The organism is Fibrisoma limi BUZ 3 (assembly GCF_000296815.2).
Classification (GTDB): domain Bacteria; phylum Bacteroidota; class Bacteroidia; order Cytophagales; family Spirosomataceae; genus Fibrisoma; species Fibrisoma limi.
On the sequence record NZ_CAIT01000006.1, the window covers coordinates 760,876 to 776,428 of the forward strand.

The following is a 15,553-nucleotide window of genomic DNA, read 5'->3' on the forward strand; positions in this document are numbered from 1 at the left end:
CGGCCTGAACCAATTAACACGTATGAAACGACCAACTCTATTCGTTGTGCTCCTCATCCTACTGCCTGCTGTTGTGCTGGCGCAGGAGCCCATCTACAACCCCGATGTGCCGGAGGTTTTTCCGGTCTGGCATCGGGTGGCCGACTTTTCGCCTGCGCTTCGCTCCGTAGAATCGGCCCGGATTTCGCCGGATGGTCGGGTGGCCGTATCGGTATCCAAGTTCGGCCCCCGCGTGATGGTCTGGCGTGTGGCCGACGGAACGCTGTTGTGGGAACAGGAACAGAATGCGGAGATTGAGTGCATTGCCTTCGCGCCCGACGGCAAGCGATTCGTGACCGGCGACGAAGATTTTCTGGTTAAAATCTGGGATACGAAGACAGGTAAGGTACTGAAACAGATTGAGGTGGACAGCGGCCTGGACGGTATCACCTGGTCGTACGATGGCAAGCTGATTGCCGCCGGCTCCGAAAAAGGGGAGGTCCTGTTCTGGAATGCCGATACGTTCGCGAACGCCGGGGCGCTCAAGGTTGGTTCGACGGTTAACTCACTGGATTTTACCCGCGACGATAAGCTGTTAGCTGTGGCCGGCAACATCCAGACACCGGACCCGCAAACCAAAAAAGTACAGTACGGCGGGTTTGTCCGGTTGATCGACGTACAAAAAAAACAGGTACTCCGCACGTACGAAGGCGCTACCGGCTCGGTGAAGTCGGTTCGGGTGTCGGCCGACGGCAAACTGATTGCCAGCGGGGGCTTCGACAACGTTGCGCGGGTACATGACCTCAAAACCGGCAAGCTCCTGCAAAGCTTCCCCGAACCGCTGAAACTGGAAGCCGTGGCGCTAACCAGCGACGGCAATTTTCTGGTGACGGGCGGGCACCAGCGAAAGTTTACCTTTTACAGGTTACGCGACGGCCAAAAGGTGTTTGAGCAGCCCAGCCCCCGGACCGAATATCTCGATTTTTCGGCGGATGGCCGCCTGTTGCTCACCGCCCACGAAGACAGTGGTCTGCTGTCGCTGTATCTGATGCAGTCCAATCTGAGCCACCAACCACCCGGTTTTTATCAGCAGCTGGAAAAGAAGTACCTTAGGAACAAAGACCTGAAAGCCGAAAAGTAACCCTTACCCCCGATGATGAACCGACTTGATTTCCTGAAAACACTCACAGCTACGGCGGCCCTCGGCCTGACGGGTGCCGCCCCACGGCCAGGAACCCATCAGGCCACTGCGGATGCATTGCCAACCTGGCCGCTACCCGACCTGAAGAAAATCGTGCCAAATCCGGTCATCATTCGTTCGGTTGAGTTATTGAAAACCCAGCAGCGAATGTTGCTGGTCGTTACGGCGGAGGACGGAGCCAGGGGAATTACTCAGTGCAATGACCGCATGCCTAATCTGACGTCGCTGCTGAAAGGGCTGGTACTGCCGCACTTTGTCGGGAAGGACGCCCGCGACCTGCCCCAGCTCGTCGACAATGCCTACCGGCTCAACAGCAACTATAAATACGCCGGGATGCCACTCTGGAACTGCATCGGATCGGTTGAGATTGCTGCCTGGGATCTGCTGGGGCAAGTGGCCCGCAAACCCGTGTGCGCTTTACTGGGCAAACCCGTCCGGACTGAATACGGGGTGTACATTTCCGATTTCTACCGCGGTGGCGAACCACCCGAAAAAGTAGTTGATCGGCTGGCCGGGAAACTGGCTGCTACGGGTGCCAAAGGGGTAAAGATCAAGGTGGGTGGCCGGATGATGAACACCCCGGAAGACGACCGACGGACCCGGCAGTTTGTGCCGCTGGTGCGCAAAAAACTGGGTGATGCAATAACGATCTACGCCGACGGCAACGGGTCATTCACGCCGACGGAAGGCATTGAAACGGGTAAGTTCCTGGAAAGCTATGGCGTGGCTATCTTCGAAGAGCCGTGCAGCTTTGAGGATGAAGAAGGTATGCGGCAGGTGAATCAGGCGCTATCGAAAATCATGCTGGCGGGTGGGGAGCAGGACAGCAGCCTGTACCGCTTCGAGCGGCTAGCCCGTACGGGTGTTTATGACCTATACCAGCCCGATCTGTACTACAACGGCGGCATTCTGCGGACGTTGCAGGTATCAAAAATCGTAGGCCAACACGGTAAACAGGTTGCCCCGCACACGCCGAAAGCTGACCCACTGATTGCCCCGTTCTGGCAGGTGGCGGCTCTGGCACCAAACCTCTACGGGTTGCAGGAGTTTGTGTACAACCCCGGCGAGAAACCGGCTTCGTGGTACTCGCCCGACATACGCGTGCAGAATGGCAAAATGGCTATCCCCAACACACCGGGCCTTGGTATTCAGTACGACGAGGGCATCTGGAAAGGGGCCGAACGCGTGTTGTAATTTTAGCGTCCTTGCGGTTACTGAAGAAGAGATTATTCCTGCGCTGGATGAATTTGCCGACGAAAGGCCAGTGGGGTGATGCCTTCGTACTTTTTAAACAACCGGCTGAAATAAGATTGGTCCAGTAAGCCCACTTCGGCCGTGATATCGCTCACCGACAAAGAACTCTGGTGCAGGAGTACCTTGGCTTCCAGGATGATGGCTTCGTCGATCCAGCGGGTGGGGGATTTGCCCGTAACGGACCGGACGCATTTGTTGAGGTGGTTCGGGGTGATGTGCAACCGATCGGCATAATCGCTGACCCGATGCGTTGTTTTGATATGCTCGAACAGCAACTCGCGAAACTGATTCGCAATCGTCACCGCGTGCGTCTGGGGGGCGGTTGATGTCGGTTGCGCACCAAGATTCAGTTCACAGAGCAGCGCAATCAGGTTGGCCTGGAGAATGTCCGGGTACGTGAGGCCATGAGCGGCATAGCCGTGCAGCAATCGCTGAAACAAGTGCGCTACGTGGGTGGAGGAAGGATGATCGAGCCGAATGTGCGGATTCCCCCAGATCCGCAGGAACGAAAAATCCCGGAGTAGTTCCGCCCGGGCAATTTTACCGATCATAAAGTCCGGGTGAAAATTGCAGAGGTAGCCCCGGTTGTTTTCCTCCCGCTCGAACGAAAACACCTGTCCGGCCGGCACCACTACGCACTCGTCCTGCCGAAAGCGTACCGATTGACTGCCGATGGAAATGTTACCTTCACCCTCCGTGAGGTAGATGATTGTGTGGTTGGTAACGCGGGTGGGCGGTACCGGGAGTTTGATCAGCCGAATCAGTTGCTCGACCGGAACGATGAAAAACCGGCCGAAATCAGCGTGCAGGATGGTATTTACCCCGTCGCCGGGTTGCATGAAACTGCTCCGGAACGATTCGCCCGAGTAGGTTTTGATGGGGTGCGTGTCCATACCGGTCTGCTGCCGTATTACAACAAGTCCTGTCGTTCGAGGGTAGCCTGCCAGTCCGTATCCATCTCCTGAAAGCGCCGGACGACCTGCGCCAGAAACGGCTCGTCGAGCAGCGCCGGTACGTCGTCGGGGCTGATTACGTCCAGTTCACTGACTTTATAGGTCTGTTCGTACGGACCGGCTTCTATTTTGACAATATATTTGTTGTTCCAGGCATACAGCCCAATGCTGAGTTGGGGATGAGGTATGTTTTGCAGGAAACGCATCAACAACATGACTAAGTGGATCACAAAGATAATGGTTCTGGGGGTTGTCGCGGTTTTGTTCGGTCAGTGCACCGACCGAACCGACGAAGCGGCCCAGTTTTTTCTGAAGGGTAACGTTCAGCTCAAAAAGCGCGAATACCGGGAAGCCATCCGGTACTATACGGAAGCGCTGGAAAAAAAGCCTGATTTTGCCGACGCGTTCAACAACCGGGGACTGGCTAAGTTCCGCAATGACGACCGTGAGGGGGCACTCGCCGACTATACCCAGGCGATTCAGGCGGACCCGGATTTTGGCGCGGCCTACCTGAATCGCGCCGAAGCCCGGCTGGAAACCGGCGACGCGGCCGGCAGTCTGGCCGACCTGCAGCGGATTGAAGCGGATTACCGCGACTCCACCTTTTTCCAGACCCGGCTGGGGGATACCTACGTCCGGCTGAACAACCCGGCTCAGGCGCAGGTCGCCTACGACCGGGCGCTGCAACTCGACCCAACCAACGTTGAAGCGCTGACCAACCGGGGGGCGTTGTACTACAACCAGAAAGCCTACGAGCAGGCCGAGGCCGACATCCGCCGGGCGCTGCAACTGAATCCAAAGCAGGATGCGGCCCTCAATAACCTCAGTCTGCTGCTGGCCCGCCGGGAGCAGTACGCCGAAGCGCTCACCTACGTAAACCAGGCCTTGACCGTGCAGGCCGGACAGCCGTACTACGTCAACAACAAAGCGTACCTGTTGCTGATGCTGAACCGCGATGCCGAAGCGCTGCCGTTGTTGCAGCAGTCACTCCGGCGCGATGATCAGAACGCCTGGGCGCACCGGAACCTCGGGCTTTACTATCTACGACAGAAACAACCGGATAAAGCGCTACCTGAACTCCGCCGGGCTGAACAACTCGACCCTTCGGTAGACCAGTTGTATTATTACCTGGGTCAGGCCGAACAGGCATCGGGCAATCAGGCGGCCGCCTGCGAAGCCTGGCGTCGGGGCGACATCGCCGGGGACGAATCCGCCCGAACCGCCCGCGCAAAAAACTGTGGGTAGAAACAGATTGGCTACGTAGCAATCAAAACGCCCCACCAGGTATCCAATCTGGTGGGGCGTTTTGATTGAGTGCGTTTAACCGGATAAACCCTACTTCGCCGAAAACTTGTACAGCGTCGTGGAGCGGTACGTCTGTCCCGGGCGGAGCACCGTGGAGGGGAAGCTGGGTTTGTTGGGCGAATCCGGAAAATGCTGGGTTTCCAGACATAGTCCAAACCGACGTACGTAGGGAACCCCTTCTTTGCCCTGCAGCTTCCCGTTGAGATGATTAGCCGTATAGAGCTGCACAGCCGGTTCAGTCGTAAACATCTCCATCCGCCGACCGCTGGCCGGTTCGTAGACCGTCGCGCCAAGTTTGAGCTTGTTCGACGGGTCCTGGAAGACCCAGCAGTGGTCATAGCCGTGGCCCAGCCGAATCTGCTCCTCCGACGTATCGTTGATATGCGTCCCAATCGCCATGGGTTTGCGGAAGTCAAACGGCGTACCGGCTACCGGCCGCAGTTCGCCGGTCGGGATTTGTCCCGGGTCGGTCGGCAGAAACCGGTCGGCTGCAATCATCAGTTCGTGGTTCAGTACGTCCTGCTTCATGCCGCTCAGGTTGAAGTACGCGTGATTAGTCAGATTCAGTACGGTCGGTTTATCGGTTGTCGCCTGGTAGTCGATGCGCAGGGCGTTGTCCTTTTGTAAGGTATACGTAACTGTCACCCCCAGCGTACCGGGGTAGCCTTCCTCGCCATCGGGGGAGGTATAACGAAGTTGCAGGGCCGGTTCAGCGCCGTCTTTAGGCGTAGCGTCCCACAACTTTTTATCAAATCCCTGCGGACCGCCGTGGATGTGATTCCTGCCATTGTTGGTGGCCAGGGTGTATTCCTGGCCGTCGAGGGTGAATCGGGCGTTGGCAATGCGGTTGCCGAATCGCCCGATAATCGGACCGAGCGAGGGCGTTCCTTTCAGGTAGTCGGCAAAGGTCGGCAGCCCCAGCACGACGTTTTCAAACTTACCGCTACGGTCGGGGGCCGTGCAGGAAACGATGTAGCCGCCGTAGTTCGTAAGCTTGACTTCCATACCGGCGGCATTGCGAAGGGTAAACAGGTGGGCTTCGCGGCCGTCGGGAAAGGTACCGAACAGCTCACGCTGAATGCTGCGGGAGGGTGGGGGCATGGTACTGCTGCTAAAAAGAAAACTGATGAGAAAAAACAGGCTGCCGTAGTGCATAAGGGTAGAGTTAACGTGCTGCGGTGACCGGACTGGCTACGCCATGAAAAGCGACTGCCCCCCGAATTCTAATTTATCGGTTGCTGATTAAAGCAGTATTTGTTGAACCTTCGTAGCTTTCCTGCCAAACAGCTTATCTCGTCATGCACACGTATTGCCGAACTGCCCTTCAGACGGCCGCCATTTGCTTTTCTACACTTTCGCTGGCCGTAGCCCAGCCGTCGGCCCCCGCCGGGCGGGTTGACTCCGTCCGTGTGGTGGCGCCCGGGGCGACCCTCACCCAGGTGTCCAACCAGTTTACCTTTACCGAAGGCCCCACCGTCGACCGGGCGGGCAACGTGTACTTCACCGATCAGCCCAACGATAAGATCTGGAAGTACGACGTGGGCGGGACCCTGTCGGTGTTCATGGACAAAACCGGCCGCTCCAATGGGCTGTACATGGATAAGCAGGGGAACATCATTGCCTGCGCCGATGACAAAAACGAACTCTGGGCTATTAACCCCACCAATAAATCGGTAACGGTACTGCTGAACGATTACCAGGGCAAGCGGCTCAACGGCCCGAATGACCTGTGGCTGGAGCCGAAGGGCGGGATTTTCTTCACCGATCCGTATTACCAGCGAAATTACTGGACGCGTAAGGAGCCGGACCTGAAAAAACAGAGTGTATACTATTTACCCAAAGGAACGAAACAGCCGGTAGTTGCTGATAGCACGTTGCAGCAGCCGAACGGAATCGTCGGTACTCCCGACGGCAAGTATCTGTACGTAGCGGATATCCGGGCGAACAAGACCTACAAATACCAGATTAACCCGGATGGCAGCCTGACCAATCGCCAGCTCTTCGTTGAACAGGGCTCCGACGGTATGACCCTCGACGCGGAAGGAAACCTTTACCTGACAGGGCGGGGGGTAACCGTGTATGATCCCACGGGTAAAAAGCTGGGTAATATCCCTGTGCCGTCGCGGTGGGTAGGCAATCTCTGCTTCGGCGGAAAAGATCGGCGGACGCTGTTCATTACCGCATCCGAGTCGGTGTACACACTACCGATGCGGGTAAAGGGCGTAGAGTAAGGCCCTATAGGCTATCGACTATAACTATAGTTATAGTCGATAGCCTATAGGGAAGTCAGGCGTTGTTTATAGTTGGCGAACTCCGACTGATTGACCCGTTTATCGGTCGTAATCTCCAGCAGTGTCGCCCGGTCGCCCGGTTGGAAGAAGTCGGGCAGGAGGGAAGCCAGTTCAGCCTTTGTGCTACAAGTAATATACATAATCCCGGCGTCGGCGGCTGTATTCCGGGCGGTATAGCCGTGGGGGGTTTCAAAATACGTCTCCAGTTCCGGCTGGCGGCCAGGCCCGTCGATCATCCGGAAAATATGTCCGCTGTCGTTATTGAGCAGCACAATGCGCAGGTTGGGCGGGACCGGTGCCGACCAGAAGGCGTTACGGTCGTAGAAAAACGCTACGTCGCCGATGAGGAGCGTAACGAGCTGATCGGTGGCCAGAGCTGCACCCACGGCCGTACTCAGACAGCCGTCAATCCCGCTGACTCCCCGGTTTGCTGCCACGCTGATCTGCTGGCGTTCATCAATCCCACACAAGTTAGCATACCGAACCGGCATACTATTAGCCAGGTGGAGAACCGAATGAGTCGGCAGTTGATCCAGCACCTGCTGCGTTGCGGTCCAGTCGGTGAGGGGGCTGTCCGAATCCGATATGGTCTGGTGGACCAGTCGGGCGGCCTGCCGATCGGCGGTTTGCCAGTGATGCAGGTACGTCCGTGAATCGTCCTCATCATCCCCCTGCAGAAAATGCTGGTAATCCAGATCGGCGAACAGTTTTTGCAGAAAGGCCGTGGGCTCACCCGGAATCAGCCGGGTCAGCGATTGAAACGGATCGACCACCCGATCGACGGTTGGCTGTACGTGCCAGTGCTGCCGGGATGGGTACTGCCGGAAGAACGTTTTCAGGTTGCGGGTCAGGAACGAGCCGCCGAAGGTCAGCAACAGGTCCGGCCGCATGGTTTCGGCTCTGTCCGGCGTAATACCCGAGAGGAACGTATCGGTGCGGGTAATGAACTGGCCATTGCGGGGGAGGTTACTGATTAGTTCACCCACGACCGGAACCCCCCATTCGTCGCTGATCTGCTGAAGAACGCTGAGCAGCTCCGGGTCGCGGGGCATCTGTCCCACGGCAATCAGTTTGCGATCGGTCCGTTCCCACTCGGCCTGAAGCTGATGCCAGGTGTCGGTAGACAACTGCGGGGATGCGGACAGCGTCTCCACAACCCGGACCTGCTCGTAACGGAACGTTTCATCCGGATTAGGATAAAACGGTTCGCGCAACGGTACGTTGACGTGGACCGGGCCTCTGGGAAAAAGCTGACTCAGGTTCACGGCTTCATTGACTGAGCGTTCGATGGCCCAGCGCGCATCCGCATGGGTATAATCGGCCGGAAGATCATAGCTCCGTTTGACGTGGGTACCGAACAGACCGGACTGGTCGATGGTCTGCCCATCGCGCTGGTGGAGCCATTCATGGGGGCGGTCGGCAGTAAGCAGCAGCAGTGGTACGTCCTGAAAATAGGCTTCCACCACGGCCGGGGCGAGGTTGTATACCGCACTGCCCGACGTACAGATCACGGCAACGGTACGCCCGCTTTGCTGCGCCATGCCTAACGCTACGAAACCGGCAGCCCGTTCGTCGGCCATTACCCGAACGCGCAGTCGGCCGTGTCGGGCCACTGCCAGCGTCAGCGGAGCCGACCGTGAACCCGGCGAAACGACCACATCGGTGATTCCTTTCTGAAACAGCATCTCGGCGAGGTTAACAATGGGCTGAAGGATGGGCATACGGCAGTGCGTGGGGAATGTGGCCGCAAGTATAACCAAAATGTCTGCTCACTGGTACCCGTGTTGTGGGCCGTACAGGTAGCTGCTCCCGGAATTTTTGTTTCTTTGTCGACAGGAACCGGTAGAGGATACTCAATGAATAAACGAACCGGTCAAATTCAGCGTTACTAACAAAACTCAAGCGACGACCGCATGAACCGCATTACGTTCGAGAACGAAAAAGAAGTCCGGGTGAAAGCGCTGGCGGGGGCAATGGCCATCAATCTGGTGGTGCTGGCTCTGCTGCTGCTGATTCACCTGTCGAATGCTGTCCCCCAGCCACCGCCCATTCAGTTTGTGGAGGTAAACTTTGGTACCGATGCCATCGGCAGCGGGCGTATCCAGACGCTCAACCGGCCTAACCCCTCACCCAGGGCCGAAGAGGTGAAGAAAGCCGAGGACCGGCCCAACCCGAAAGTAACGACGACCCCGCGGGTCGAACGAACGCCCGTAGCCCCGGTGCCGAAGGTTGTCGAAGCGAAAACAAGCAAAACCATTGCCGAAAAACCGGATATAGCCAGTAAGGTCGAGAGTCCGGTGAGTGTACCTGAAAAGGCTGAACCGAAAAAGGTCGAAGCCACGGCACCCAAACCCACGCCGGCTCCCCCTCGTGCGGAACCGGTCAAAAAAGTAGAGACCGTTGACCCGAATGCACTCTATAAACGGTCGTCGGGGGGCGGTGGCTCCAACGGTACGGTAGGCCGGGCGTCCGGAACTGGTGGTAATAACAACGGTGATGATGCCAGCGGGGTGGGCGACAAAGGCAATCCGGACGGTAAGCTGGATGCGAAAGAATACTACGGTAAACCCGGTGGGGCCAGTTCGGGCGTCGCCCTGAATGTATCCGGCTGGGTGTTTGGTAATAATAACCTGAGTCGCGACGATTCCGACGAAGACGGAAAAATCGTGTACCGGGTGCAGGTCGATGCCGACGGCAACATCGTAACGGCCCGGCCCGTACAACAGACCGTGAGTCCCGCGGTCGAGAGTTTTTACCGGCGGCAGGTACTCCGGTTTAAGTTACGGCCGAAAGGATCGGCCACACCCGCCGGGGTCGCAACCGGTACGCTGACGATTAACATCAGCGCCAGGTAGACGTATGAATTATAGTGAATCACTCGCTTATTTATATAGTAGGTTACCGGTTTTTCACCGGATTGGAGCGAAAGCGCTCAAGCCGGGATTAGCCAACACAGAACGGCTCTGTGCCGCTTTGGGAAATCCTCACCAGAAATTCCGTTCCATACACGTAGCCGGAACGAATGGCAAGGGCAGTACGTCCCATATGCTGGCGAGTATCTACCAGTCGGCGGGGTACCGGGTGGGGCTGTATACCTCTCCCCACCTGAAATCGTTTACCGAGCGAATCCGGCTGAATGGAAACCCCATCGCCGAAGCCGACGTAGCCGACTTTGTGACGGAGCATCAATCCCTGATCGAAGCCGTGGAACCCTCGTTCTTCGAGGTAACCGTGGCCATGGCCTTCGACTATTTTGCCAAGCAGCAGGTCGACCTGGCCGTCATCGAAGTGGGACTCGGGGGCCGGCTGGATTCGACCAACATCATTACCCCCCGGCTATCGGTTATCACGAACATCAGCTACGATCACCAGGATGTGCTGGGGGATACGCTGCCGCAGATTGCCGGGGAGAAAGCGGGGATTATTAAGTCAGGTGTGCCGGTTGTCATCAGCGAAACCCAGTCCGAAACGGTGCCGGTTTTTCGAGAGGTTGCCGACCGTAATCACGCATCCATAACATTCGCCGATCAGGTGTATACGGTCCGGGATGAGGGGATGCGGGATGGGTATCGGCGGGTAGAGGTCACCGACGTAAACCAGCAAACGCAGGTCTATACGCTGGATTTGACCGGCCCGTATCAGATGCAGAATCTCCCGGGCGTACTGGCGTCGGTCGAAAAGTTACAAACCCAATGGCCGGTTAGCCGCGATGCGGTTGCCGCCGGGCTGGCCGCAGTGGTGACCCAAACCGGTTTACAGGGCCGATTCCAGCGCCTGCATGACCAACCCGTTGTCCTTGCGGATACCGCCCATAATCAGGCCGGGATACAGTCAGTGCTCGCTGCTGTACAGTCGATGCCGCACCGCGTGTTACATCTGGTAATCGGTATGGTAGCTGATAAGGAGCGTTCCCATGTACTCCAGATGCTACCGACCGCGGCCCGATACTATTTCTGCCAGGCACACACGCCACGTTCATTATCGGCGGAGGACTTAAGAACTGAAGCGGCTGAACTGGGTTTAATTGGTGAGGCATTCAGCGATGTAAACGAAGCCCTGGAAGCTGCACAACAGAACGCCACTCGCGAAGATCTGATCCTGATCACAGGAAGTAATTACATTATTGCCGAATTAACTAATACAATACGTGACCCGTCGTAAACAACACCGATTTTTACAAAATCAGGAGAGTGCCAACGTAATTGAGCTTGGTAAACCGTTTTACAAAACGTGTAAAGGCCGCTGGCGAGATGAATATTTTCAGAACACGAACCCCATCGTGCTCGAGTTAGCCTGCGGAAAAGGTGAATATACGGTTGGCTTGAGCCAGGCTTTTCCCGCCAAAAATTTCATCGGGATTGACATCAAAGGCGATCGGATTGCGCGGGGCTCTCAGGCAGCCATGAATCTGGGGCTACCCAATGTAGCATTCCTGCGCACGGACATCCGGTATCTGCTTGAATTTTTCGAAGAGGGAGAGGTTAACGAAATCTGGATTACCTTTCCCGATCCACAACCGCGCCCGAAACAGGAAAAACATCGACTGACATATCCGTCGTTTCTGTCACTTTACAAACAGATTCTGGTGCCTCAGGGGACATTACATCTGAAGACCGATAACCCGGAATTGTTCGCGTACAGCGTACAGGTGTTGCAGGAAGAAGGATTTACCGATTTACAATATACAACTGATCTGTACAACTCGCCACTCAATGCAATTCACTTTGGTATAAAGACGAAGTACGAACAATTGTTTTTTGACAAGGGATTTACAATAAACTATTTACAATGTAAAAGAGTGTAGTTTACAAAACCACACCCTTTTAATAAAGTTAATTATGTAAACCAATTTACAATTTAATATTTGAACTCCCTGGCTTACAATTTGATACGATTTACTTAAATAACATGGTCATCAGATCAGCAACTCGACTTGAGTAACCGTATTCGTTATCGTACCAGCCAACTACTTTCGCCAGATTGCCGTTGACAGTTGTCAATTTAGCGTCGAAAATGCAGGAGTGCGGGTTTCCAACGATGTCTGCTGAAACAATCGGATCGACGCAGTATTCCAGAATTCCCTGCAGTGACGATTCAGATGCCTGTTTAATCGCGTTATTGATTTCTTCTACGCTGGCTTCCCGCTTCAGAATAACTGTCAGGTCAGTTAATGAACCGTCCGGAGTCGGCACGCGCATCGCATTCCCGTCCAGTTTCCCTTTTAATTGAGGTAATACCAGGCCAACGGCCTTAGCAGCGCCTGTTGAGGTCGGAACGATTGATAATGCAGCGGCCCGAGCCCGGCGGAGATCGGAGTGGGGGGCGTCCTGTAGATTCTGGTCGGCGGTGTACGCATGGATCGTTGTCATGTATCCCTTTTCAATCCCAAATACATCGTCGAGCACTTTTGCCATTGGTGCTAAACAGTTGGTGGTGCAGGATGCGTTTGATACGATCGTCTCATCACCGGTCAGGGTATCATCGTTTACCCCAAGTACAACAGTCGGAATGTTGCCTTTAGCAGGCGCTGATATAACGACTTTTTTACAACCCGCCTGCAGGTGCATACCAGCACCGGCTTCGTCAACGAAGCGACCGGTTGATTCCAGCACTACGTCTATATTGAGTTGAGCCCAGGGTAGATTTTTAGGATCACGCTCTGCATAGGCATGAATCTTTACGCCATTCACCGTCAAACTATCACTGTCTGATTCAACCGTGCCAGGAAAACGGCCATGAACGGAGTCGTATTTAAGTAAGTGTGCTAAAGTAGCGTTATCAGTGAGGTCATTGATTGCAACTACCTCGATGTTTTCCTTTTCTAATAAACGTCTGAACGACAAACGGCCGATACGGCCAAATCCATTAATCGCAACACGAATTTTTTCCATGTACTTAACAAGTGGTTTGATTCGGGCTCAAATATACGGATTAATAAGGGAGTCATATAGTTTTAGCAAATATGTATTAATAGCAAATATTTTAGTAATGAATTGTAGTATTTAGCATAAATATTAGTAAATTATAGCTGAAATACTATATTTTGCTAACTATATTAGTAAATATTGCTAATTTTACTACTAAATACTAATATATATAAATCATTTTACTAAATGGTACTGTTTATTAATAGAGTGGGGGAGTAGAAGTTATGAAATACTAAGTCTTATCTTACTTTTATTACTAACACTATAAAGTCTTCCTATACTTGTTTATAGTAAAGCAAGTTTCATACTATACTTTTCAAATTTTACCTATTTTTTACTCTGCTTATTCTCTTGTAGATTCTGATTGGCTTGTAATGAGTAGTCCAACTGATATATTTAAGTCGTATGGCTTCTTTTACTAATTTTCCTTCGTTGCCCTGGTTATTTAGATCAAACTCACCCCGACGCGCATACGTTGTCTGTTATATTCATTCATTAGATTATCCGGATCATCCTACTAGTCACCATTAGGCCTCTAGATTATCGGCTTCGAGGAAGCTACGTCAAATAAGATTATTCGTAATAGCATCCCACCGGTTTTGACGATCGGTACTATGTGTGGTTATCTCTCTCCATTTATGGGAAAAGATTATTAGCTAAAGAATTTGCATCCAGGTCTTAAAACTCACTCAAACTATGATCAAAAATTTCACGAATCTATTTCCCCCGGTAAGGGCAGCTTAACCAAGACGCTTACTTTTTTTATTCCTGTCAGCTTCGGTTTTATCTCCACTCCAATTTAATAACCGCATTACGCAATTGTGCATTGGCTCGACTTTTGCCCAATATCTCGATAGATGCTGATACATCCCTTTTTGTCATCAGCAGGCTAAAACAGGTGAGTCAAGTTTTACACAGTCTTGTATAAAGGGGTTCCTATCATGTCACAGACAAGTGTTATTACTGATCGAATTGATCCCAATCATCTGGTAAAACTCAGGATTCAGAAAGCATATATTTTATTTATATAACTCACTTAATTACCTTTGCATAAGCTGTAATCACTGAAGTACTGGCTCAGTAATTACTACCAAATATTATTTTGTTTCATCGCGTAACACCCTTAATTATCAGGGTGTTATTGCTTTTTATGTAAATCAATACTTTAAGTTATGCAGGACGTCATTGACCAAATCTGGCAGGACAGAACATTGTTGAATAACCCCGACAGTCGATCATTGATTGACACTATAATCAACAAATTAGATAGGGGAGAACTTCGGGTGGCCACCCCCCCGACTACAGATGATGGAACGTGGACGGTAAATGAGTGGGTGAAGAAAGCAATTCTGCTGTACTTTGTCAGTCGCTCGATGCAGCCTGAGGAGGTTGGTATTTTTTCGTTTCACGACAAGATTCCGCTCAAGGCAAATTTTGTGGAAGCTAAGGTTCGGGTCGTTCCACCGGCTGTAGCTCGTTACGGATCCTTCCAGGCACCCGGCGTAATTCTGATGCCGTCTTATGTAAACATTGGTGCCTACGTTGATGAACGCACCATGGTCGACACCTGGGCAACTGTCGGCAGTTGCGCGCAGATCGGTAAGGATGTTCACTTGAGTGGGGGGGTTGGCATTGGGGGCGTACTGGAACCACCGCAGGCCGCACCCGTCATTGTAGAAGACGGTGCGTTTATCGGTTCTCGCTGCATTGTTGTCGAAGGAGCCCATATTGGTAAACGTGCCGTATTAGGGGCTGGGGTAACCATCACCGGTTCATCCAAGATCATCGACGTCACCGGTAATAAACCGGTCGAGTATAAAGGATACGTTCCTGCTAATTCGGTTGTGATTCCCGGAAGCTATACCAAAGAATTCCCCGCGGGTTCTTTTCAGGTGCCCTGTGCTATCATCATTGGGAAGCGCAAAGAGTCAACAGATCTGAAAACCTCGTTGAACGACGCTCTACGCGAAAATAACGTATCTGTTTAATTCAGTAACAGGATTCATTAATACACAAAGTTCAATCAATTTAATGTTTGTATATGTTAATTTACGATTGGACTTTGTGATTAACATTGTATATTGTTGTGTATATTTACAAAGCGTCCTTATATTTGTATAGGTAAATAAACAATAGACAATTTACGTTATTAAATAGTATGACTATAAATGACAAGATTAAACAGATCCTGATTGACAAAAATTTGTCGCCATCCTATTTCGCCGACGAAATCGGCGTTCAGCGCTCGAGTATTTCGCATATTCTATCTGGAAGAAATCGGCCCAGTTTTGATATTATCCAGAAAATAATTCGTCGATTCCCGGAGTTGGGTTATGAATGGATTATGGAAGATGATGCATCGGGCGCTGTACCTACTGGCTATAATCGCCCTGTCAGTCGATTGGTTGAGGACCGGCAAGAACGCCCTGTCTCGTTCCGAACTAATGGGCCTGCTACTATTCCTTCTGTAGTTAGAAGCCAACGAAGTGAAATTGCCCCTATACCAACCGATCTCCCGGCCACCGCTCCTGAAACAACCACCCCGTCTATATCCAGCGATAAGAAAGTAGAACGGATTCTGATCTTTTATACGGATGGAACTTTCCGGGAATACTCGCCCAGCTTATCTTAATTTAGTCTTCG

14 protein-coding genes are annotated in these 15,553 nt (G+C 52.9%); 9 read left to right on the top strand and 5 right to left on the bottom strand.

Annotated elements, in window-relative coordinates; genetic code table 11:
- Positions 1–22: 22 nt before the first annotated feature.
- Positions 23–1,120 (top strand): WD40 repeat domain-containing protein, encoded by a 1,098-nt coding sequence (locus BN8_RS11125; protein WP_009281961.1) that lies wholly within the window; start codon positions 23–25, stop codon positions 1,118–1,120.
- Positions 1,121–1,132: 12 nt separating this feature from the next.
- Entirely contained in the window at positions 1,133–2,374 is a 1,242-nt protein-coding gene (locus tag BN8_RS11130; RefSeq protein WP_009281962.1) for a mandelate racemase/muconate lactonizing enzyme family protein, read from the top strand.
- A gap of 32 nt (positions 2,375–2,406) precedes the next feature.
- On the opposite strand, the gene BN8_RS11135 is transcribed toward BN8_RS11130, so the two are convergent.
- Entirely contained in the window at positions 2,407–3,327 is a 921-nt protein-coding gene (locus BN8_RS11135) for an AraC family transcriptional regulator (RefSeq protein WP_009281963.1), read from the bottom strand.
- Positions 3,328–3,344: 17 nt separating this feature from the next.
- On the bottom strand, positions 3,345–3,593 hold the full coding sequence (locus BN8_RS11140; RefSeq protein WP_040005987.1) for a hypothetical protein: 249 nt from the start codon (positions 3,591–3,593) through the stop codon (positions 3,345–3,347).
- 7 nt (positions 3,594–3,600) lie between these two features.
- Between BN8_RS11140 and BN8_RS11145 the strand changes: the two genes are divergently transcribed.
- Positions 3,601–4,632 carry a tetratricopeptide repeat protein gene (locus tag BN8_RS11145; protein WP_040005742.1) on the top strand — a complete coding sequence of 344 codons (1,032 nt, stop codon included), beginning with the start codon at positions 3,601–3,603 and terminating at the stop codon, positions 4,630–4,632.
- Positions 4,633–4,722: 90 nt separating this feature from the next.
- Here the strand turns inward: BN8_RS11145 and BN8_RS11150 are convergent, their stop codons facing one another.
- Positions 4,723–5,793, bottom strand: coding sequence for an aldose epimerase family protein (locus tag BN8_RS11150; RefSeq protein ID WP_229367904.1), 1,071 nt, complete (start codon positions 5,791–5,793; stop codon positions 4,723–4,725).
- A 197-nt stretch (positions 5,794–5,990) separates the two neighbouring features.
- Here BN8_RS11150 and BN8_RS11155 point away from each other — a divergent pair, with 197 nt between their 5' ends.
- A complete protein-coding gene (locus BN8_RS11155) occupies positions 5,991–6,923 on the top strand; it encodes an SMP-30/gluconolactonase/LRE family protein (RefSeq protein ID WP_009281967.1) in 933 nt (310 codons plus the stop codon).
- 44 nt (positions 6,924–6,967) lie between these two features.
- Here the strand turns inward: BN8_RS11155 and menD are convergent, their stop codons facing one another.
- The gene (menD, locus tag BN8_RS11160; RefSeq protein ID WP_009281968.1) at positions 6,968–8,704 is read right to left on the bottom strand and encodes a 2-succinyl-5-enolpyruvyl-6-hydroxy-3-cyclohexene-1-carboxylic-acid synthase; all 1,737 of its coding nucleotides are present in this window, start codon (positions 8,702–8,704) and stop codon (positions 6,968–6,970) included.
- A gap of 192 nt (positions 8,705–8,896) precedes the next feature.
- Here menD and BN8_RS11165 point away from each other — a divergent pair, with 192 nt between their 5' ends.
- Genes BN8_RS11165 through trmB form a run of 3 tightly spaced genes read left to right on the top strand, consistent with a single transcriptional unit; the run spans position 8,897 to position 11,787 of the window.
- Positions 8,897–9,838 (top strand): hypothetical protein, encoded by a 942-nt coding sequence (locus tag BN8_RS11165; protein ID WP_009281969.1) that lies wholly within the window; start codon positions 8,897–8,899, stop codon positions 9,836–9,838.
- Between the two features lie 4 nt (positions 9,839–9,842).
- Positions 9,843–11,144, top strand: a complete 1,302-nt coding sequence (locus BN8_RS11170) for a bifunctional folylpolyglutamate synthase/dihydrofolate synthase (RefSeq protein ID WP_009281970.1) — start codon at positions 9,843–9,845, stop codon at positions 11,142–11,144.
- Positions 11,131–11,787, top strand: a complete 657-nt coding sequence (gene trmB, locus BN8_RS11175) for a tRNA (guanosine(46)-N7)-methyltransferase TrmB (protein ID WP_009281971.1) — start codon at positions 11,131–11,133, stop codon at positions 11,785–11,787. Before BN8_RS11170 ends, trmB begins: the two co-directional genes overlap by 14 nt.
- 91 nt (positions 11,788–11,878) lie before the next feature.
- Here trmB and gap read toward each other — a convergent pair whose 3' ends face one another.
- Positions 11,879–12,874, bottom strand: a complete 996-nt coding sequence (gene gap / locus BN8_RS11180) for a type I glyceraldehyde-3-phosphate dehydrogenase (RefSeq protein ID WP_009281972.1) — start codon at positions 12,872–12,874, stop codon at positions 11,879–11,881.
- Between the two features lie 1,208 nt (positions 12,875–14,082).
- Here gap and BN8_RS11185 point away from each other — a divergent pair.
- Together BN8_RS11185 and BN8_RS11190 are read left to right on the top strand one after the other, a co-directional pair.
- Entirely contained in the window at positions 14,083–14,898 is an 816-nt protein-coding gene (locus BN8_RS11185) for a 2,3,4,5-tetrahydropyridine-2,6-dicarboxylate N-succinyltransferase (protein WP_009281973.1), read from the top strand.
- Between the two features lie 170 nt (positions 14,899–15,068).
- Positions 15,069–15,542, top strand: coding sequence for a helix-turn-helix domain-containing protein (locus BN8_RS11190; protein WP_009281974.1), 474 nt, complete (start codon positions 15,069–15,071; stop codon positions 15,540–15,542).
- The last annotated feature ends 11 nt before the right edge of the window (positions 15,543–15,553 follow it).

Coding starts and splice junctions, on each gene's coding strand:
- BN8_RS11165 (WP_009281969.1), top strand. CDS start 8,897: ATGAACCGCATTACGTTCGAGAACGAAAAAGAAGTCCGGGTGAAAGCG.
- BN8_RS11145 (WP_040005742.1), top strand. CDS start 3,601: ATGACTAAGTGGATCACAAAGATAATGGTTCTGGGGGTTGTCGCGGTT.
- BN8_RS11140 (WP_040005987.1), bottom strand. CDS start 3,593: ATGCGTTTCCTGCAAAACATACCTCATCCCCAACTCAGCATTGGGCTG.
- BN8_RS11150 (WP_229367904.1), bottom strand. CDS start 5,793: ATGCCCCCACCCTCCCGCAGCATTCAGCGTGAGCTGTTCGGTACCTTT.
- BN8_RS11190 (WP_009281974.1), top strand. CDS start 15,069: ATGACTATAAATGACAAGATTAAACAGATCCTGATTGACAAAAATTTG.
- BN8_RS11170 (WP_009281970.1), top strand. CDS start 9,843: ATGAATTATAGTGAATCACTCGCTTATTTATATAGTAGGTTACCGGTT.
- gap (WP_009281972.1), bottom strand. CDS start 12,874: ATGGAAAAAATTCGTGTTGCGATTAATGGATTTGGCCGTATCGGCCGT.
- BN8_RS11135 (WP_009281963.1), bottom strand. CDS start 3,327: ATGGACACGCACCCCATCAAAACCTACTCGGGCGAATCGTTCCGGAGC.
- BN8_RS11155 (WP_009281967.1), top strand. CDS start 5,991: ATGCACACGTATTGCCGAACTGCCCTTCAGACGGCCGCCATTTGCTTT.
- BN8_RS11130 (WP_009281962.1), top strand. CDS start 1,133: ATGATGAACCGACTTGATTTCCTGAAAACACTCACAGCTACGGCGGCC.
- BN8_RS11185 (WP_009281973.1), top strand. CDS start 14,083: ATGCAGGACGTCATTGACCAAATCTGGCAGGACAGAACATTGTTGAAT.
- BN8_RS11125 (WP_009281961.1), top strand. CDS start 23: ATGAAACGACCAACTCTATTCGTTGTGCTCCTCATCCTACTGCCTGCT.
- menD (WP_009281968.1), bottom strand. CDS start 8,704: ATGCCCATCCTTCAGCCCATTGTTAACCTCGCCGAGATGCTGTTTCAG.